The organism is Rhodococcus sp. PAE-6, from assembly GCF_025290685.1.
GTDB lineage: Bacteria > Actinomycetota > Actinomycetes > Mycobacteriales > Mycobacteriaceae > Rhodococcus > Rhodococcus pyridinivorans.
On the sequence record NZ_JAOCLZ010000001.1, the window covers coordinates 52118 to 71494 of the forward strand.

The window sequence follows — 19377 nt, forward strand, 5'->3', positions numbered from 1 at the left end:
GCGCCGACGGTCAGCCCGCAGCCTGCGTCCCGCCGCGGCCCTGCCCGGCCGGCGCCTGTGCGGAGCGGTCCCCGCCCTTCGTCGCGCTCTCGCCGTTCTGCGAGTCGCCGTCGGGTTCGTCCGCGCGCATGTGCTCGAGCGCGATCCGCGCGAACACCTGCTGCTCGGTCGCGGCCATCTCGTTGCGGCCGGTGGAGAAGAACGCCTGCGCCCACGACAACAGCGTCGACAGCTTCGACGAGAACCCCACCAGATACAGCAGGTGGATGAACAACCACGCCACCCAGCCGAGGAACCCGCTGATCTCGAGTTTGCCGACCTTCGCGACCGCACTGAACCGCGAGATGGTCGCCATGCTGCCCTTGTCGAAATACTTGAACGGTTCCCGATGGGTCGGGTCGGCGCCGTCGAGGGAGGCGATGATCTGCCGGGCCGCGTACTTGCCGCCCTGCATCGCCACCTGCGCCAGACCGGGCAGCTTGTTCAGCGACATCATGTCGCCGATGACGAACACGTTCGGATGCCCCGGCAATGTCAGATCCGGCAGCACCTCCACCCGCCCCGCCCGGTCGACCTGCGCCCCGGACTGCTCGGCGAGCTGCTTGCCGAGCGGACTGGCCGACACGCCCGCCGACCACACCTTGCACTGCGACTCGATGCGCCGCTGCGAACCGTCCTTCTCCTTGACGACGAGACCGTCGGCGTCGACATCGGTGACCATCGCGCCGAGCTGGATCTCCACCCCGAGCCGCTCGAGGGTGTTACGGGCCTTGCGGCTGAGTTTGCCGCCGTAGACCGGCAACACATCGGAGGCGCCGTCGAGCAGCACCACCCGCGCCTCGGTCGGATCGATGTTGCGGAAGGTGCCCTTGAGGGTGCGGCGTGAGAGCTCGGCGATCTGCCCGGCCAGCTCCACCCCGGTCGGACCGGCACCGACCACCACGAAGGTCAGCAACCGGGCGCGTTCGTCGTGATCGTGGGACAGTTCGGCCTGCTCGAACGCCCCGAGGATCCGGCCGCGCAGCTCGAGGGCGTCGTCGATGGTCTTCATGCCCGGCGCGAACTCGGCGAACTGGTCGTTGCCGAAGTAGGACTGGCCGGCGCCGGCGGCGACGATGAGACTGTCGAAGGGCGTGGTGGTGTAGCGCTCGAGGAACCGGGAGGTCACCGTCCGGTTCTCCAGGTCGATCCTCTCGACGTCCCCGAGCAGCACCTGCGCGTTCTTCTGTTTGCGCAGCACCATGCGGGTCGCGGGGGCGATGTCGCCGACCGACAGGATGCCCGTGGCCACCTGGTACAGCAACGGCTGGAACAAGTGATGGGTGGTGCGCGCCACGAGCGTGACGTCCACATCGGCACGAGCCAGGGCCTGGGTCCCGAACAGCCCACCGAAACCGGATCCGATCACGACCACACGATGACGGCGGGGTTCGGTCTGCTCGACGCTCATGGATGCTCCTTCACGTTGCCGGATGGATTTTGTCCCCAGTCTTGCAGTTGCCGCGCCCGCCCACAGCGCAACCGACGAGCTAGCCCGGCCCGTCGCCGAGCGACCCGAGCAGCCCGTAGACGGGGTTGTGCCGGGCGGCGTGCCGCACCGCATCGTTGGTCGCCGAGGTGTACACCTGCACGGTCTGCAACGACCGGTGCCCGAGCAGCTGCTGCAACTCGACCATCGTTGCGCCGCTGTCGGCCAGGCTCGTCGCGAAGGTGTGCCGCAGCGCGTGGGCGAGCGCACCGCGTTTGCGTTCGGACTCGATACCCGCGCGGCGGTAGATGCGCCGCACCCGGTACTGCAGGGTGCCGCGGGTGATGCGTTTGCCGTCCGCGCCGACGAACAGCGGGTCGGCCGGGTCGTGCCGCTCCCACACGGGCAACTCGTCGCGGTCGCGGGTGCGGCGCCGCGCGGCGGGGAAGCGGGCGTAGCGTTCCTCGAGATAGGCGGTGACGATCGCCGTCCAGCTGTCTTCGAGGGGGATCTCCCGTTCGATCGCGCCCTTGCCGAGCACCCGCAGCACCGGTGCCCGGCAGCCACCGAGGATGCTGCCCACATCGAGCCGGATCAACTCGTCGGAGCGGATCCCGGTGAGCAGCAGGGTCGCGATGAGCGCGAGATCGCGTTGCGGCCAGTCCCGCGCCGATTCCGCGGGGCGTTGCGCCTCCACGGTGACGGTGTCGACGAGTTGGTTGATCGCGGTGGGGGAGAACGCTTTCGGGGTGTGCTGTGGTTTCTTGGGCTGCGCGATCGAGGCCATCGGGTTGCCTTCCGACACCCCTTCGGAGACGAGGAAGTTGCAGAAGTTGTTCCACACCGACCAGGCGCGGCGCACCGACGCCGGTTGCCGCTCGGCGGCGAACGCCGCGAATGCCGACCGCAGCCCGCGTACCGTCACGTCCCCGAGCGTCAACGCGTCCTCCGGCACGGCGGCAGTCGCCGCGAGATGCGCGCGCACCGCGTGCAGGTCGAGCCGGTAGGCCTTGATGGTGTGCGGAGACCGTTTCGCGGTCTGCAAGGTCTCCAGATACGACCCGATCCAGTCCGACAATCCCGGCTCGGTCGCGCTGCCCGCCACGATGCCCCTCCCGTGAAGATCCGCTCGTACAAATGTGCGAGTCCAGTGTGACAGCAGGGACCGACGGGACAGCAGAGACCGCGTCCGGATTCGGGGAGACCGGCGCCGGGTACGCGATGGACAACCGACCGTTCGTGGAGAGGAGCACCCCATGCCCGCAGGCGATGTCGAGACGTTCCACCAGGACGGATCCTGGCACAACCGCATCGAGGGCTCGAGCGACCTGCTCGGCACCTATCCCACCCGCGAGGAGGCCGTCGCCGCCGGCCGCGACGAGGCGCGCCGCCGCAAGGTCGAACACCTCGTCCACAACCTCGACGGGACGATCGGCGAACGCAACACCTACGGTCACGACCCGCGCGACATCCCGGGCTGATCGACCCCGAACCGGCCGTCGCCGGGGCGATCGATACCGAGGAAGTCAGTCGCGGCGGCGTTTGGCGCGCGCGGCGAACTCGTCGAGCACCCGCACCACATCCTTGGCCTGCCAGATGCGATTGCGGCGCCCCTCGGTGATCTGCGTGAGGATCCCCGCGTCCACCAGCCGATCGATGGCGATCTGCGCGTTGGCGCCGGTCACCGACAAGGCCGCGGCGGCCGACCGGTTGTCGATCACCGGCTGGCGCAGCAGCACGTCCGAGAGCCGGTGCACTGCCGAATCCCGCCGCGCCGTCACCCGGGACCGCCACAGCTCGCGTACCGCCTCGAGATCGGCGACGAGCGTGCGGCCGTTGGCGACCGCCGCGAACGACGCGTCGACGATCGAGTGCACGATCGGCCCGATGTCCCCGGCGCGGTAGGCACCGAGCGCATCGAAGTACTCCCCGGTGTTGTGCAACAGGCCCGCCGAGACCGGCACGGCGACACTGCGGGTGAGCTGCCCGCCGCGCAACATCGCCTGGATCAGCGCGCGACCCACCCGGCCGTTGCCGTCCGGGAACGGGTGGATGGTCTCGAACTGCGCGTGCGCGACCGCGATCTGCGCGACCACCGGCAGATCCACCCGGTGGGCGAAGACCACCAGGTCGTCGATCAGCTCGGGCACCCGCGCGTGGTGCGGGGGCACGAACTGCGCGGTGTGCGGGCCCAGGCTGCCCCCGCCGATCCACACCTGCTGGGTCCGCCACCGTCCCGCGATGGTCGGATCGTCGTACTCGAGCAGCGCGTGGTGCATCCGCAGGATCGCGGCGGCGTCGATCGCATCGGACAGCTCGAGCGCCGCGCGCATCGCCCGCACGTTGCCGACGATCAGGCGAGCGTTGCGGGAGGCGTGTTCGCCGAGTTCGGCGAGCGCGATCTGCCGCGCCCCGCTGGAGAGGTTCTCGATCTCCGAACTCGACGCGCTCTCGGTGCGCAGCAGGATGGAGGCGAACGGGGCGGTGATGTGCCCGACCTCGACATCGAAGCGGGTCAGTTCCGTCGCGGCTTCCTCGGTGAGGGCCTGCAGTTCGCCGTCGAGCGGGAGGGGCCGGTGGGCGATGAGCGGGGGGACCGCGGCGCGGTAGGGGCCGGTGGTCAGGCGTTTCTCCCGCCGCGAGCCGTAGGCATCGCTGTTCACCCACGGGTGCTGTTCGTAGGTGACCGCGGGCCAGCCGGACGCGACGTCAACCGATGCCATCCCCGGAACATACCATCGGATAGTCGATTATCCGATGGTATGGATCGGGGGTGGGTTCGGATCCGGCCGTTGTGCACGGCCGGAACCGGAGGTTTGGGCCACAGGTGGTTCGGACGTAGGGTGCTGGGCCATGGCATTACCGACCTTCGATATCGACACGCCCATGGCCTATCACGTTGCGCAGCACAACATCCTGCAGAGACTCGATGCCGGCGACGACGCCGGGACCGTGCGGGAGGGATGGCGGCAGACCATCGAGCGCATCATCGACAACCATCTCGCCGGCCACGACGCGCTGAGCTTCGTGACCGCTCCCGCGCTCGGCCCGGTCGACTAGCCGCCCCGACCGCAGCGGAAGGGTCTACCGCAGCACGGTGTGCTGGAGCGAACGCATCACCGCGCGATACATCCCGCCGCCGGCGCCGTCGCGGGCCAGCGCGGCCCGCGCGGCGTTGGCGCCGGGCGCACCGTGGACCGCGCCACCGGGATGCGCCGAGGCGCCGGCCAGGAACACCCGGTCCACAGGGGTGTCGGCGCGGCCCAGGCCGGGGGTGGGCCGGAAGATCAGCTGTTGATGCAGGGCGGGGGTGCCCTGGTTGATGGCCCCGCCGACGAGAGCGGGATTGTGCTGTTCGAGTTCGGCGGGGCTCTGGACGGCACGGCCGAGGATGCGACCGGTGAACCCCGGTGCGTGCCGTTCGACGACGGCCTGGATCCGATCGGCGAACCGTTCGCGCCGGTCGGCGGTCCATACGAGATCCCGGGGTACATGGGTGTACGCCCAGACCGCCTCGGTGCCCGGCGGTGACCGGGACGGGTCGGTGGTGGTCATCTGGCCCAGCAGCACGAACGGATGGTCCGGCAGTGTCCCGTTGCGCAACTGGGTGTGATAGATCGCCAGCCCGCCCATGTCGACGCCGAGATGGACGGTGCCCGCTCCGGAGGCGGCCGAGTTCGACCAGGGGATCGGGTCCGACAGCGCCCAGTCGACCTTCACGGTGCCGTCGTCCCACTGGAAGTGCCGCAGATCGCGGAGCAGGCGGGCCGGCAGATGCTCCTCCTCGAGCAACTGCCGGTACAGCGTCGGGGCGGGCACGTCGGCGAGCACTGCCCGGGTGGCGCGGATCCGGTCGCCGTGGGCGTCCCGGACCCCGACGCCGCGACCGTCCTGCACGAGGATGCCGGTGACCTCCCGACTGCATTCGATCATGCCGCCGCGGTCGGTCAGCCGACGGACCAGCGCGTCGGTGATCCGTGCCGCCCCGCCCGCGGGTGCGGGGAAGCCGACGGTCTGCCCCAGCATGGTCAGCAACCACCCGAACAGTGCGCCCGCGGCGTCGTCGGGACCGAGATCACTGTGGACGGCGTTGCCTGCCAACAACATTCGAGCGCCGTCGCCGGAGAAGGTCTCCTGCCCGAACCGCCGGGCCGGTAACAGGAACCGGCGCAGCAACCGGATCGCCTCACTGCCGGTGGTGCTCCGCGCCAAGGCAGCGGTACCGCGGATCGGGGGAAACGGGCTCAGCAACGCGTCGAGGAGCGGGCCGCCGATGCGCTGCCACAGCGCGAGCTCGTCGCGCCAGGCCCGGGCATCGTCGGGCGCGAACCGGGCCACCGACGCGGCGGTGCGTTCGACGTTGCGGGAGAGCACCGCGATCTCGCCGTCGGGAAAGAGGTGGGCCAGCACATCCCGCGCGTGACGCCAGCGCAGCCCGTAACGGTGCAGGTCCAGACCGGCGAGCACCGGGGAGGCCACCCCCATCGGATAGAAGGCGCTGCATAGGTCGGTGTCGAAGCCCTCGGCGGTGATCTCGGCGGTGCGCACCGCTCCACCGGGTTCGGCGGCGGCCTCGGCCACCAGCACATTCCATCCCGCATCGGCGAGCAGGTTGGCGGCGACGAGTCCGTTCGGACCGGCTCCGATCACCACGGCGTCGTAGTCGCTCACCGGGAGTCTCGCTCTGCGTCCGGCCATCCGTACGCCGAGGCAGGACTGCCCGAGGGGCCCGGATGCTCACCGCGGTGCGCGGTGTCTTCGGCGAGATGCGATTCGCGTCCGATGCCGAACGGAAAGACGTGTGATTCGGTGCGGATGCGCTCGATCATGTACGGGTAGTGCAGTTCGAAGGCCGGGCGCTCCGAGCGGATCCGCGGCAGCTCGGTGAAGTTGTGCCGCGGCGGCGGGCAGCTGGTGGCCCATTCGAGGGAGTTGCCGTTACCCCATGGGTCGTCGACCGTGACCGGTCGGCCGTAGCGGTAGCTGGTGAACACGTTCCACAGGAACGGCAGCGTCGAGGCACCGAGCACGAACGCACCGATGGTGGAGATGGTGTTCAGGGTGGTGAACCCGTCCGAGGGCAGGTAGTCGGCGTAGCGACGCGGCATGCCCTCGTTACCGAGCCAGTGCTGCACCAGGAAGGTGGTGTGGAAGCCGATGAAGGTCAGCCAGAAGTGCCAACGACCCAGGCGTTCGTCGAGCATCCTGCCGGTGATCTTCGGGAACCAGAAGTAGATGCCGGCGTAGGTCGCGAACACGATGGTGCCGAAGAGCACGTAGTGGAAATGCGCCACCACGAAGTAGGTGTCGTGCAGGTGGAAGTCCAGCGGCGGACTCGCCAGGATCACCCCGCTGAGCCCACCGAAGAGAAAGGTCACGATGAACCCGACCGAGAACAGCATCGGCGTCTCGAAACTGACCTGTCCCTTCCACATCGTGCCGATCCAGTTGAAGAACTTCACCCCGGTCGGAACGGCGATCAGAAACGACATGAACGAGAAGAACGGCAACAGCACCGCACCGGTGGCAAACATGTGGTGCGCCCACACCGCCATCGACAGCGCCGCGATGGCGATGGTGGCGAAAACCAACCCCTGATAGCCGAAGACCGGTTTGCGGGAGAACACCGGCAGGATCTCGGTGATGATGCCGAAGAACGGCAGCGCGACGATGTACACCTCGGGGTGACCGAAGAACCAGAACAGGTGCTGCCACAGGATCGCGCCGCCGGTACCCGGATCGTAGATGTGCGCACCCAGTTGTCGGTCGGCCAGCAGACCCATCAGCGCCGCGGTGAGGATCGGAAAAGCCAACAACACCAGCAAACTCGTGATCAGCACATTCCAGGTGAAGATCGGCATCCGGAACATGGTCATGCCCGGGGCTCGCATACACACCACGGTGGTGACCATGTTGACCGCCGCGAGGATCGTGCCGAGCCCGGACAACGCCAGGCCCATGATCCACATGTTCGCTCCCATGCCCGGCGAATGCGCCACATCACTGAGAGGTGCATAGGCCGTCCACCCGAAATCCGCGGCGCCACCGGGGGTGACGAATCCGGCGACAGTGAGGATTCCGCCGAACAGATATGCCCAATAGCTGAATGCGTTCAACCGCGGAAACGCCACATCGGGAGCACCGATCTGCAACGGCAGAATGTAGTTCGCAAAGCCGAAGACGATCGGGGTGGCGTACAGCAGCAGCATGATCGTGCCGTGCATGGTGAACAACTGGTTGTACTGCTCGTTGGACAGGAACTGCAGTCCCGGCACGGCCAGTTCGCCCCGCAGCAGCATCGCCAGGACCCCACCGAAGAGGAAGAAACCGAAGGCGGTGCACAGATAGAACACCCCGAGCTGCTTCGGATCGGTGGTGGTCACCGCCGCGACGATCACCGCGCCCTTCGGATAGCGGCGCCGCGGATAGGGACGTGCGGGCCGCGACGGCCGCATCTCGGTGGCGGTCATGATCGACGCCCCGACTCGTGCACCGCCGACTCGTGCACCGCCGCGGCGAGAATCTGGGCGGTGTGCAGCGGCGTACTGCCCGGTTGCAGATCACGCACCTGGGTGCGGCAACTGAATCCGTCCGCCACCAACAAGGTACCCGGCTCCGCGCGGCGGACCGCGGGCAGCAACTTGTCCTCGGCACACGCCACGGACACCTCGTAGTGTCCTCGCTCGAATCCGAAGTTCCCTGCGAGACCGCAACATCCGGCGTCGAGCACGTCGACGTCGACACCGACGTTCTCCAGGGCGGCCTGTTCGGCGGAGTATTTCAGCACGGCATGTTGGTGACAATGCGGTTGCATCAACGCCGACGCGTGCAGCTGCGGCGGATGCCAGTCCGGAGCCCGCGCGTGCAGCAGCTCACCGAGGGTCACGGTCTGGTCGGCCAGACGCTGCGCGTCCTGGTCGCCGTACAGCAGCTGCGGCAGATCCGCGCGGAACACCGCCGCGCAACTCGGTTCGAGCACCACGATCGGGGTGCCCGCGCGCAGGTGCGGGGCAAGGATCGCGAGGGTGCGCCGTAGAACGCGTTTCGCGGTAGACAGTTGGCCGGTGGAGATCCAGGTCAAACCGCAACACGCACCGCGATCGGGCAGCCGCACCGAAAAACCGGCGTGTTCGAGGACAGTGACGGCATCGCGGGCGATCTGCGGATCGAAGTTGTCGGTGAACGTGTCCGGCCACAGCAGCACCGTGCCGCGCTCGCCGCCCCCGGCCGGCGCCTCCCGCGTGGCGAACCAGCGGCGGAAACGCTGGTCGGCAAAGCGTGGCAGCGGCCGGCGCCGCTCGACGCCGCCGAGCGCCTTGACCAGATCCGCCAGCACCGGAGCGTGCGCGACGGTGTTGACCGCACCGGGCGCCAGGGCCGCCAGGCGCGCCCAGACGGGAATCCAGCCCATCGCGTAGTGCGCGCGCGGCCGGGGCCGGTGGGCGTAGAAGTGGGAGAGGAATTCGGCCTTGTAGGTCGCCATATCCACATCCACCGGACAGTCGCTGCGGCAGCCCTTGCACGCCAGACACAGATCGAGGGCGTCCTTGACCTCCGTCGAACGCCAGCCGTCGGTGATCACATCACCCTGCAGCATCTCGAACAGCAGACGGGCACGACCGCGAGTGGAATGCTCCTCCTCGCCGGTGGCGCGGTAGCTCGGACACATCACCCCCGATTCGTGGCCGCGGCACTTGCCGACACCGACGCAGCGGGCAGCCGCGTGCGCGAAGCGGTGATCGTCGTCCGGATAGGCGAAGTGGGTGCTCGGTTCGGCGGGCCGGTAGTCGGTGCCCTGTCTCAGGTTCTCGTCGAGCCGGAACGGGTGGACGATCTTGCCCGGGTTCATCCGATTGTCGGGATCGAACAGGGCTTTGAGTTCCTCGAAGGCGGTGATCAGCCGCTCGCCGAACATGATCGGTAGCAGTTCGGCCCGGGACTGCCCGTCTCCGTGCTCACCGGACAGTGACCCGCCGTAGTCGACGACGAGGTGTGCGCTGTCTTCGGCGAAGGCCCGGTAGTCGGCGATGCCCTTCGCGGTACGCAGATCGAACGGAATCCGGGTGTGCACGCATCCTTGACCGAAATGCCCGTACAGGGACGCTGTTCCGTAACCGTACCGCTCGAGCAGTGCCCGGAAGTCGCGCAGATAGTCCCCGAGCCGGTCCGGGGACACGGCCGCGTCTTCCCATCCCTCGTGGGTTTCCGGTTCGTTCGGTGGGTAGGCGGTGGCGCCGAGCCCGGCCTCGCGGGCCGCCCAGATCTGCTTCTTGTGGGTGGGGTCGTCGAAGACGGCGGCGTGCGCCCCGGTGCGCCGGCACACGTCGTCGATCAGCGTCTTCGCCGTGTCGTCGGCCTCGGCCTGGTCGTCGCCGTTCATCTGCACCATCAACCAGGCACGGCCGTCGGGCAGTTGCTGCAGCGCTTTCTCGGCGAGGCGCCGGCTGTGTTCGAGTTGGGCGAGCCGATGGTCGATGCCTTCGAGGGCGGCGGGGCCGTGGGAGACGACGAGCGGGACGGCATCGGCGGCGGCGGTGATGTCGTCGAAGCCGAGCAGTACCAGCGCCGACGCCGCGGGGCGGCGCACCAGCTGCAAGCGCGCCCCGAGCACGGTGACCAGGGTGCTCTCACTGCCGACGAGCAGCTGCGCGATATCGAAGTTCTTCTCCGGCAACAACGAGTCGAGGTTGTAACCGGAGACACGGCGGGGGATGTCGGGATACCGCTCGCGGATATCGTCGGCATAGCGCTCGGCCAGGGCGCGCAGGCCGCGGTAGATCTCGGCGCGCCGGTCACCGCCCCGGACGATGCGCTCGTAGTCGTCGTCGCTGGTGGCTTGGACCCACATACGGGTGCCGTCGTAGGTGAGCACGTCGAGGCCGAGGACCGAATCGACGGTCTTGCCGTACGCCTGCGCCGTGGACCCGCACGAATTGTTGCCGATCATGCCGCCGATGGTGCAGCTGACATGGGTGGAGGGTTTGGGACCGAACATCCACCCGGTGTGCTCGAGCGCATCGTTGAGGACGTCGAGGGCGATGCCGGGCTCGACGGTGACGATGCCGGCGTGCTCGTCGATCTCCCCGATCCGGGTGCAGTACTTGCTCCAGTCGAGCACCACCGCGGCGTTGCAGCACTGCCCGGCCAGACTGGTGCCGCCGCCACGCGAAAGCACCGGGATGTCGAACTCGCGGCACACGGCGACAGTGTCGACGGCGGCCTGCGGGGTGCGGGGCACGACCACTCCGATCGGGACCTGCCGATAGTTGGAGGCATCGGTGGAATACGCAGCGCGCGAGCCGGCATCGAACCGGACCTCACCGTCGACGCGGTCGCGCAGGGTCGCGGCGAGCTCGTCGAACAGCAACGTCGAGCGTCGACCCGTGCGGTCGGTGGGGTGGGTGGTCACTGGATCGTCCTCCTCATGGGGTGCCCGGGACCGTTACCGCACCCGGAAGCGGTCGAGGTCGGGGAGCTTGGGGGTCAGGCCGTGCCCGGGGGAGTCGTCGCGCGGCTGCACGCTTCCGCCGGCCGGGTCGAGGGCGCCGTCGAAGAATCTCGTCTCGATACACACGTGATCGTGGAACCATTCGAGGTGCCGCAGGTGCGCGATCGTGGCGGCGGCGTGCACGTGCAGGTGCGGGGCGCAGTGCGCGGACAGGTCCAGGCCGTGCGCCGCGGCGACGGCGGCCACTCGCAGCCATTCGGTGATGCCGCCGCAGCGGGTGATGTCCGCCTGCAGGCAGTCGACGGCCCCGGCGGCGCACATGCGGTGGAAGTACGGCAGGTCGTAGCCGTATTCGCCGGCGGTCACCTCGGCACGCACCGCCTCGCGGACCCGGCGCAGACCGTCGAGGTCGTCGGAGGACACCGGTTCCTCGAGCCAGTGCACATCGCAGTCGGCGGCGGCGTCCATGATCCGGACGGCCTGCTTGGCGGTGTAGCCGCCGTTGGCGTCGACGAACAGTTCGGCCGCGTCGCCGATCACCTCACGTGCCCGGCGGATGCGGTGCAGATCGCGGGTCGTTGCGGTGCCCCAACTCTCGGCGATCTTGATCTTCACGCGGGGGATGTCCTGCTCGTGCACCCAGTGGCACAGCTGCGCGTCGAGCCGGTCGTCGTCGTAGGTGGTGAAACCGCCGCTGCCGTAGACCGGGACGCGGTCGCGGAGCGCCCCGAGCAACCGGTGCAGCGGAAGAGAGAGCAGGCGTGCCTTCAGATCCCACAACGCCACATCGACCGCCGACAGAGCACAGCCGGCGATGCCGGGACGGCCGGCGTTGCGCAGCGCCCGCACCATCGCCTCGTGCACGCCCGGCACGTCCTGGACCGAGCGCCCGACGACGATCGGGGCGAGCAGGTCAGTGACGACCGGGACACAGGCCGCCGGGGCGTACGTCCATCCCACCCCCACGGCGTCGGGGGTGCGCGCGTGCACGAGGACCACGGTGGTGCTGTCCCACGCGAGGGTCCCGTCCGCCTCGGGGGTGTCGGTGGGGATCGTGTACGCCGCCGCGGTGACGTCGATGACGCTCACGTCGACGCCGTCAGCGATTCGGGTGGGGCAGGAATTCCTGGGCCTTGGTGCGCAGGCCTTCCTTGACGAAGTCCCACCGGTCCTCGTCGCCACCGAGTACCGCCGCCGTGGCCGCCTTGAACTGCTCCCAGGTGGCGTGCGGTGGGATCGGGGGCATGTTCGGGTCGGTGTGCACGTCGAGCAGGGTGGGACGATCGGCGGTCAGCGCCGCGTCCCAGGCGGAGTCGAGATCGTCCGGGTCGGTCACCGTGACGGCCTGCAACCCGAGGGAGGCGGCGAAGGCGGCATAGTCGATGTCCGGAAGTGTCTGGGACTCGGCGAATTTCGGGGACCCGGCCATGGCGCGCATCTCCCAGGTCACCTGGTTGAGGTCGTTGTTGTGCAGCACCGCCACGATCAACCTCGGGTCGCGCCAGCTCTGCCAGTAACGGTGGACGGTGATCAGCTCGGCCAGCCCGTTCATCTGCATCGCCCCGTCGCCGGCGAACGCGATCACCGGCCGCTCCGGGTGGGCGAACTTCGCGCCGATCGCGTACGGCACACCCGGTCCCATCGTGGCCAGGGTGCCCGACAGCGACCCGCGCATGCGACCGCGGAAGCGCAGCTGGCGGGCGTACCAGTTGGCCGACGATCCGGAATCGGCGGTGACGATGACATCGTCGGGCAACCGGGGGGACAGTGCGGCGAACAACCGCAGGGGATTGACCGGATCGGCGGGCACGGCGGCCTGCATGTCCATCGTCTCCCACCACCGGGCGACGTCGGATTCGATCTTCTCGCGCCAGCTGCGGTCCTGCTTGTATTCGAGATGCGGCAGCAGCGCGAGCAGCGCGGTCTTCGCGTCGGCGACGAGGTTCACCTCGTTGGGATACCGCATGCCGATCAGGCGCGCGTCGAGGTCGATCTGCACCCCGCGGGCCTGACCGTAGTCGGGCAGGAACTGGGTGTAGGGGAAGCTCGAGCCGATGGTGAGCAGGGTGTCGCAGTCGCGCATCATCTCGTAGCTCGGCCTTGTGCCGAGCAGGCCGATCGCTCCGGTGACCCAGGGCAATTCGTCCGACAGCACGTCCTTGCCCAGCAGGGCCTTGGCGGCGCCGGCGCCGAGCAACTCGGCGACCTGTTCGATCTCGGCCGACGCTGCCCGCGCCCCGTTGCCGACCAGCAACGCGACCTTCTGCCCGGCGTTGAGGATCTCCGCGGCCCGCGCGATCGCCCCGTCGTCCGGGGCCAGGTGCGGGCGCTCGAAACCCAGGCTCGACGGCACCATCTTGAAGTCGTGAGTCGGCGGCGAGTAGGGCAGTTCCTGCACGTCGGCGGGGATGATCAGCGCGGTGGGGGCCCGTCGGGTCAGCGCGGTGCGGATCGCCCGATCGAGCACGTTGGGCAGCTGTTCGGGGACGGTGACCATCTGCACGTAGTCGCTCGCGACGTCCTTGTACAGGCTCAGCAGGTCCACTTCCTGTTGGTAGGACCCGCCCATGGCGCTGCGGTTGGTCTGCCCGACGATGGCGACGACCGGAACGTGGTCGAGTTTGGCGTCGTAGAGGCCGTTGAGCAGATGGATCGCGCCGGGGCCGGAGGTGGCCATGCACACCCCGAGCCGGTCGGTGAACTTGGCGTAGCCGACCGCTTCGAAGGCACTCATCTCCTCGTGGCGGGACTGCACGAACTGCGGGTGGTTCTCCGCTCGGCCCCAGGCCGCGAGGATGCCGTTGATGCCGTCACCGGCATAGGCAAAGACGTGTTCGACGTTCCAGTCGCGCAGCCGCTCGAGCAGATGGTCTGCGACGTTCTTCTCGGCCATCGGTGTCTCCTTACCGTGGGCGCCCCGGTTGTTCGTATGCCGTTCGGAAGGGCGAGAAGGGAGGTGCAACAGGGTGCATCTCGGCTCCGTGGGTGCCGGATCGGACGGTTCGCTCGGTACGCACCATGGTCGTCCTTCCCGGCAGAACTGGCAACCGAACGCAACTATTGCATTTACGCAATGATTGTCGGGTGCAAGATGGTGGTGGGTGGGACCACACCCACCGATCCACTCGTTCGTGCCGATACGAAGCGGAAGCCGAGGCCACGATGCAAACACCTTGGTCCGGCGCAGACGTCGCGCCGCACGTCCTGCGCGAATACGCGCTCGTCGCCGACGGCGAACGCGGCGCCCTCGTCGGCCCCCGCGGCGACTTCGCCTGGATGTGCGCCCCCTCCTGGCATTCCGACCCCGTCTTCTCCACCCTGCTCGGTGGGGGCGGGACGTACGCCGTCGCTCCCGACACCACCCGTTTCGTCTGGGGTGGCTACTACGAGGACGGAACCCTGATCTGGCGCAGCCGCTGGGTCGCCACCGGCATCGTCGAATGCCGGGAAGCGCTCGCCATGCCCGCCGACCCGCACACCGCGGTGATCCTGCGTCGCATCCTCACCCCCGAGGACGACACCTGGCTGCGGGTCATGCTGCGCACCGGCGCCGGCTGCAACCACCACACCACGCACCCCACCCTCCGCGACGGCCGCTGGGAACTGACCGCCGGACGGACGTACCTGCGGTGGAGCGGCGCCGAGGAGGCATGTCCGACCGAGACCGGCCTCGAAATGCACCTGCACCTGCCGCCCGGACGCAGCCACGACCTGATCCTCGAGATCTCCGACCGGCCGTTCCACAGCGATCCGGTCCCGGCCGACGAGCTCTGGCACCGGACGGAACAGGCGTGGGCGAGCGCGGTACGACCGATCGACGGCACGCTCGCCGACCGGGATGCACGACACGCCACGGCCGTGCTGACCGGATTGACCAGCCGCAGCGGCGGCATGGTGGCCGCCGCGACCACCTCGTTGCCCGAACGTGCGGCGCAGGGACGCAACTACGACTACCGCTACTGCTGGATCCGCGACCAGTGCTATGCCGGACACGCCGCCGCCGCCTACGGCCCGCATCCCCTCCTCGACGCCGCGGTGCGCTTCGTCGGGGACCGTCTTCTCGCCGACGGACCCGACCTGAAACCGGCGTACACCGTCGGCGGAGGGGACGTGCCGTCCCAGAGCGCCCCACCGCTGCCGGGTTATCCCGGCGGCTCCGTGGTCGTCGGCAACTGGGTCAACCACCAGTTCCAGCTCGACACCTTCGGCGAAGCACTGCTGCTGTTTGCCGCCGCCGCCCGAGACGACCGACTCGACAGCCGGGACTGGCGGGCCGTCGAGACCGCCGCCGCTGCCGTGGAGTTGCGCTGGCGCGACCCCGACGCCGGTATCTGGGAGCTCGACAACCGCCACTGGACGCACTCGAAACTGACGTGTATCGCGGGTCTGCGGGCCGTCGCCACCATCGCCCCCCGCGCACAACGGGACCGATGGAACGACCTCGCCGACACCTTGACCCGAGCCGTCCTCGCCGACAGCACCCATCCGTCCGGGCGATGGCAACGTGCACCCGACGACGACCGGATCGACGCAGCCCTGCTGCTATCCGCCATCCGGGGTGCGCTACCCGCCACCGACCCACTGAGTCGCCGCACCCTCGATGCCGTCCGCACCGAACTCGGCAGCGACGGCTACATCTACCGATTCCGCCACGACGACCGTCCCCTCGCCGACGCCGAAGGCGCATTCCTGCTGTGCGGGTTCTTCATGGCCCTCGCCGACCATCAGCAGGGCAACACCGTCGAGGCCGTGCGGTGGTTCGAGCGCAACCGCGCCGCATGCGGCACCCCGGCGCTGTTCACCGAGGAATTCGACGTCGTCGAACGGCAACTGCGCGGCAATCTCCCGCAGGCCTTCGTGCACGCTCTGCTGCTCGAAGCGGCCCGGCGTCTCGCCCACCCCTGGAACTCCGAGGGATGAGCGTCTCTCACACCGAAAGGAATCCGGTCCCATGACATCCTTACGCACCGACCAGGTCGTGGTCGTCACCGGCGCCAGCGCCGGCATCGGACGGGCCGTGGCCCGCGCCTACGGACGGCGCCACGCCCGGATCGCGCTGCTCGCCCGCGGCGAGACCGGGCTCGCCGCCGCCGCCCGCGAGATCGAGGCGGCCGGGGGACAGGCGCTGATCCTGCCCACCGATGTCGCCGACCCCGATGCCGTCGACGCGGCCGCCGCCGCGACGGTGGAGCGTTTCGGCCGCATCGACGTGTGGATCAACGTGGCGTTCACGTCGGTCTTCGCCCCGTTCACCGAGATCACCCCGGACGAATATCGCCGGGTCACCGAAGTCGACTATCTCGGCTTCGTCTACGGCACGATGTCCGCACTGAAACGGATGACACCGCACGATCGCGGCACGATCGTGCACGTCGGTTCGGCTCTGGCCTACCGCGGCATTCCGTTGCAGAGCGCCTACTGCGGCGCCAAGCACGCCATCCAGGGTTTCCACGAAGCGCTCCGCTGCGAACTGCTGCACCGGCACAGCAACATCCACGTCACCATGGTGCAGATGCCCGCCGTGAACACTCCCCAGTTCTCCTGGGTGCTCTCCCGGCTGCCGCGCCACGCCCGACCCGTACCCCCGATCTACCAGCCCGAGGTGGCCGCCCGCGCGGTGCTGCACGCCGCCGACCATCCGCGCCGCCGCGAATACTGGGTCGGGGCGAGCACCGCCGCGACCCTCGCTGCCAACGCACTCGCCCCCGGCCTGCTCGATCGCTATCTCGCCCGCACCGGATACCGATCCCAGCAGACCGACCGACCTCGAGACCCCGACCAGCCCGCCAATCTCTGGCAGCCCGCGGACGGGCCGGACGGAACGGACTTCGGCGCCCACGGAGAATTCGACGACCGCGCCCGGACCTCGAGTGCGCAGGCCTGGCTGTCCCGCCGTCACGGACTGCTCGCGGCGTCGGTGACCGGCGTACTCACCGCCACCGGGATGGCCCTCGCGGCACGGACCCGCGCCGCATGATCTCCCCGGTCACGGCACCCGGTCACGGGTGGATCGGCCACAACAACGTGAGCGCATCCTCGGTGGCCGGTTCCCCGGCGGCCTCGGCGAAGACATCGAAGGCGGCGGCGAGTTCGTCGCGCTGCCCGGCGCTCAACCGGCTCAGGACCGCAGCGATCGCGTCGCGGCGGTGGTCCATGACGGTGTGGACCACCGCCGCACCGTCCGGTGTCAACGTCAACGCCAGTTTCCGGCGATCCTCCGGAGAGTCCCGCCGATCGAGCAGACCTGCTTTCATCAGCTTGTCGACCGCCCGGCTGGCACCGGACGGATCGACCCCCAGCTCGTCCGCCACCCCGGCGAGGGTGAGAGGACCCCGCGTGCCCACAAGCACGAGAATGCGCAGATGCGGGATACTGACCCGGTCCTCGACCTCGGCCACCGAGGCCGCCGCGATTCCCACCAGGGCACGCGACGCCGACATCACCGCATCGACCTGCCGATCGAACTTCTTGTTCGAGCGACCATCGGACGGGGACCGGGCAGGGGAGTTCATGGCGTTATCCTCCGACGATGCATGCGATCCCGCAACTGTTGCGCAACCGCACGGATTACGGCACCGCCCGCTACAGGACGGTGTCGAACAACTGACCCACCCCATAGGTCACGACCATCGCGAGCGCACCGCCGAACACCACCCGCATCACCGCCCGGCCCCGCCGGGCCCGGCCGAGCCACGCACTGATCGATCCCGTCGCCGCCAGCGCACACAACACCGCCACGAACGTCACCGGGATCCGCACCGTGTCGGGCACCGACACCACCATCAGCAGCGGCACCAGCGCCCCCAGGGTGAACGACACGGCCGACGACAACGCCGCCGACCACGGATTCGCCAGTTCGGTCGGATCGATCCCCAACTCCACCTCGGCATGTGCGGCAAGCGGATCCCGCGCCGTCAACTCCTCCGCCGCGGCACGCGCCGTGACCGCCGACAATCCCTTGCCCTCGAGCAGCGCGGCCAGTTCGTCGAGTTCGGCCTCCGGCATGGCGGCGAGCTCACGACCTTCCGTGTACAGCGCCGCGCGCTCGGTGTCGCGTTGCGTACTCACCGACACGTACTCGCCCAGCGCCATCGACACCGCCCCCGCGGCCAGCCCGGCCACACCGGCGGTGAGGATCGCCGCCTCGTTCGTCGTCGCGGCCGCCACACCGACGACCAGTCCCGCGGTCGAGACGATGCCGTCGTTCGCGCCGAGAACACCCGCCCGCAACCAGTTGAGTCTGCTCGCCAACCCGGCGGTGTGCGGTTCGCGGTCCTCGTGCCGCCTGCGGGAATCGTTCGGTGACGCCGGATCCGGACGGGGCATGTCGTGAAGCTACACCGACGGACGGCGGCGCGGGGGGATCCCCACGGCGGAGTATCGGCGCGCCTCCGCCGCGGCGACCGCCCACTCCGGATCCCCGGGCAGCGCACCCATCGGGTCCCGCTGCGCGCACGGCACACTCACATCGGCGGGCAGCACTGCGCGCTGCAGCGCCTGCACGATCCCCAACGGCCGATGAGCAGCCGGGGCCAGGCGGCCGATCCACCGACGATCGCGGGCCGTCATGTCGTGCCGCAGGCTCTCCATCAACGCCGCCACGGTTCCCGACGGCACCTCCGTCAACCACGAGCCGAACCGGCCGATCACCGCGCCCGGCAATCCGGCGACGGTGACCTGGGCGCGCGGCATGCCGGTGACCTGCCCGTAGAGGCGGAGCAACTCGGGATAATGCAGCGACTGTCCGCAGCCCACATCGAACGAGTCCGTGGGAGTGTCCGCGACGGCCGCCCCGAGCACTGCGGCGACCAGGTCGACGACCGCGATCGGCTCGACCCGCGAGTCCATCCAGTCGGGTACCACGGTGACGGGTAGGCGCCCCGCGAGTTGGCCGAGCACCTCGAAGCTCGTCGACCCGGAGCCGAGCACCATCCCGGCTCGCAGCGTGATCACCGTGCGGCGGGAGCGGGACAGTTCCTGCTCGACCTCCCAGCGCGAGAGCAGATGCTCGGACAGCGCGTCCGGCGCACACTCGGGGACGAACCCGGAGACGTAGACGACACGCGTCACCGGAGAGGCATCGACCGCGTGCCGGACGGTGCGGGCCGCTGCCAGGTCGAGGTCCCGGAAGTGCGCCGAGCGCATCCCGTGCACGAGATAGACCACGACGTCGACATCGTCGAGCGCCGGTGGGAGAGTGTGCGCGGCGGTGACGTCCACCTGCGCGGTCTCGACCTGGTCGTGCCACCAGAAGCGTCGCAAGGCCGTCGGGTTCCGAGCGGCGGCGCGCACGGTGCAGCCGATAGCGAGGAAGGCGGGGACGACCCGGCTGCCGACGTAGCCGGAGGCACCGATCACGAGAACTCTCATGCGCTGTCCCGTCCCTTGTCGCCTTCGGGAGGGATGCACGCGCGGGACCGTCGCGAAACATCAGGAGTGGTTCCCATCACCGGAAATAGTG

At 69.2% G+C, this 19377-nt stretch carries 15 protein-coding genes; 4 read left to right on the forward strand and 11 right to left on the reverse strand.

The annotated features are described in order from the left end of the window. Window positions 1-10 precede the first annotated feature (10 nt). Entirely contained in the window at window positions 11-1450 is a 1440-nt protein-coding gene (locus NVV99_RS00265) for an NAD(P)/FAD-dependent oxidoreductase (RefSeq protein WP_024101090.1), read from the reverse strand. Between the two features lie 79 nt (window positions 1451-1529). Continuing rightward, window positions 1530-2573, reverse strand: a complete 1044-nt coding sequence (locus NVV99_RS00270; protein ID WP_024101089.1) for a tyrosine-type recombinase/integrase — start codon at window positions 2571-2573, stop codon at window positions 1530-1532. Between the two features lie 151 nt (window positions 2574-2724). Here NVV99_RS00270 and NVV99_RS00275 point away from each other — a divergent pair, with 151 nt between their 5' ends. Continuing rightward, window positions 2725-2949: a DUF2188 domain-containing protein gene (locus NVV99_RS00275; protein ID WP_024101088.1), complete on the forward strand. Its 225-nt coding sequence runs from the start codon at window positions 2725-2727 to the stop codon at window positions 2947-2949. Between the two features lie 45 nt (window positions 2950-2994). Here NVV99_RS00275 and NVV99_RS00280 read toward each other — a convergent pair whose 3' ends face one another. Continuing rightward, a complete protein-coding gene (locus NVV99_RS00280) occupies window positions 2995-4191 on the reverse strand; it encodes a Fic family protein (RefSeq protein ID WP_024101087.1) in 1197 nt (398 codons plus the stop codon). Between the two features lie 130 nt (window positions 4192-4321). On the opposite strand from NVV99_RS00280, the gene NVV99_RS00285 reads away from it, so the two are divergent. After that, the gene (locus tag NVV99_RS00285) at window positions 4322-4528 is read left to right on the forward strand and encodes a hypothetical protein (RefSeq protein ID WP_041803376.1); all 207 of its coding nucleotides are present in this window, start codon (window positions 4322-4324) and stop codon (window positions 4526-4528) included. 24 nt (window positions 4529-4552) lie between these two features. Here NVV99_RS00285 and NVV99_RS00290 read toward each other — a convergent pair whose 3' ends face one another. The 5 genes from NVV99_RS00290 to NVV99_RS00310 are packed head-to-tail and all read right to left on the reverse strand — an operon-like array spanning window position 4553 to window position 13809. Then, complete coding sequence (locus NVV99_RS00290; RefSeq protein WP_024101085.1) at window positions 4553-6139, reverse strand: NAD(P)/FAD-dependent oxidoreductase; 1587 nt, start codon at window positions 6137-6139, stop codon at window positions 4553-4555. Then, entirely contained in the window at window positions 6136-7938 is a 1803-nt protein-coding gene (ctaD, locus tag NVV99_RS00295) for a cytochrome c oxidase subunit I (protein ID WP_024101084.1), read from the reverse strand. Before ctaD ends, NVV99_RS00290 begins: the two co-directional genes overlap by 4 nt. Then, the gene (locus tag NVV99_RS00300; protein WP_051424827.1) at window positions 7935-10877 is read right to left on the reverse strand and encodes an FAD-binding and (Fe-S)-binding domain-containing protein; all 2943 of its coding nucleotides are present in this window, start codon (window positions 10875-10877) and stop codon (window positions 7935-7937) included. The genes ctaD and NVV99_RS00300 overlap by 4 nt, the downstream gene beginning before the upstream one ends. Window positions 10878-10910: 33 nt before the next feature. Continuing rightward, window positions 10911-12005 carry an enolase C-terminal domain-like protein gene (locus NVV99_RS00305; RefSeq protein WP_024101082.1) on the reverse strand — a complete coding sequence of 365 codons (1095 nt, stop codon included), beginning with the start codon at window positions 12003-12005 and terminating at the stop codon, window positions 10911-10913. Window positions 12006-12015: 10 nt separating this feature from the next. Further along, window positions 12016-13809: a thiamine pyrophosphate-requiring protein gene (locus NVV99_RS00310; protein ID WP_024101081.1), complete on the reverse strand. Its 1794-nt coding sequence runs from the start codon at window positions 13807-13809 to the stop codon at window positions 12016-12018. A 269-nt stretch (window positions 13810-14078) separates the two neighbouring features. Between NVV99_RS00310 and NVV99_RS00315 the strand changes: the two genes are divergently transcribed. Continuing rightward, window positions 14079-15836 carry a glycoside hydrolase family 15 protein gene (locus NVV99_RS00315; RefSeq protein WP_024101080.1) on the forward strand — a complete coding sequence of 586 codons (1758 nt, stop codon included), beginning with the start codon at window positions 14079-14081 and terminating at the stop codon, window positions 15834-15836. A gap of 31 nt (window positions 15837-15867) precedes the next feature. Continuing rightward, entirely contained in the window at window positions 15868-16893 is a 1026-nt protein-coding gene (locus NVV99_RS00320; RefSeq protein ID WP_024101079.1) for an SDR family oxidoreductase, read from the forward strand. A 22-nt stretch (window positions 16894-16915) separates the two neighbouring features. Here NVV99_RS00320 and NVV99_RS00325 read toward each other — a convergent pair whose 3' ends face one another. From NVV99_RS00325 to NVV99_RS00335, 3 genes are all read right to left on the reverse strand, one after another. Next, the gene (locus NVV99_RS00325; protein WP_024101078.1) at window positions 16916-17428 is read right to left on the reverse strand and encodes a MarR family winged helix-turn-helix transcriptional regulator; all 513 of its coding nucleotides are present in this window, start codon (window positions 17426-17428) and stop codon (window positions 16916-16918) included. A 70-nt stretch (window positions 17429-17498) separates the two neighbouring features. Then, on the reverse strand, window positions 17499-18242 hold the full coding sequence (locus tag NVV99_RS00330; protein WP_024101077.1) for a VIT family protein: 744 nt from the start codon (window positions 18240-18242) through the stop codon (window positions 17499-17501). Between the two features lie 9 nt (window positions 18243-18251). Continuing rightward, on the reverse strand, window positions 18252-19286 hold the full coding sequence (locus NVV99_RS00335; protein WP_024101076.1) for an NAD(P)H-binding protein: 1035 nt from the start codon (window positions 19284-19286) through the stop codon (window positions 18252-18254). Between the last annotated feature and the right edge of the window lie 91 nt (window positions 19287-19377).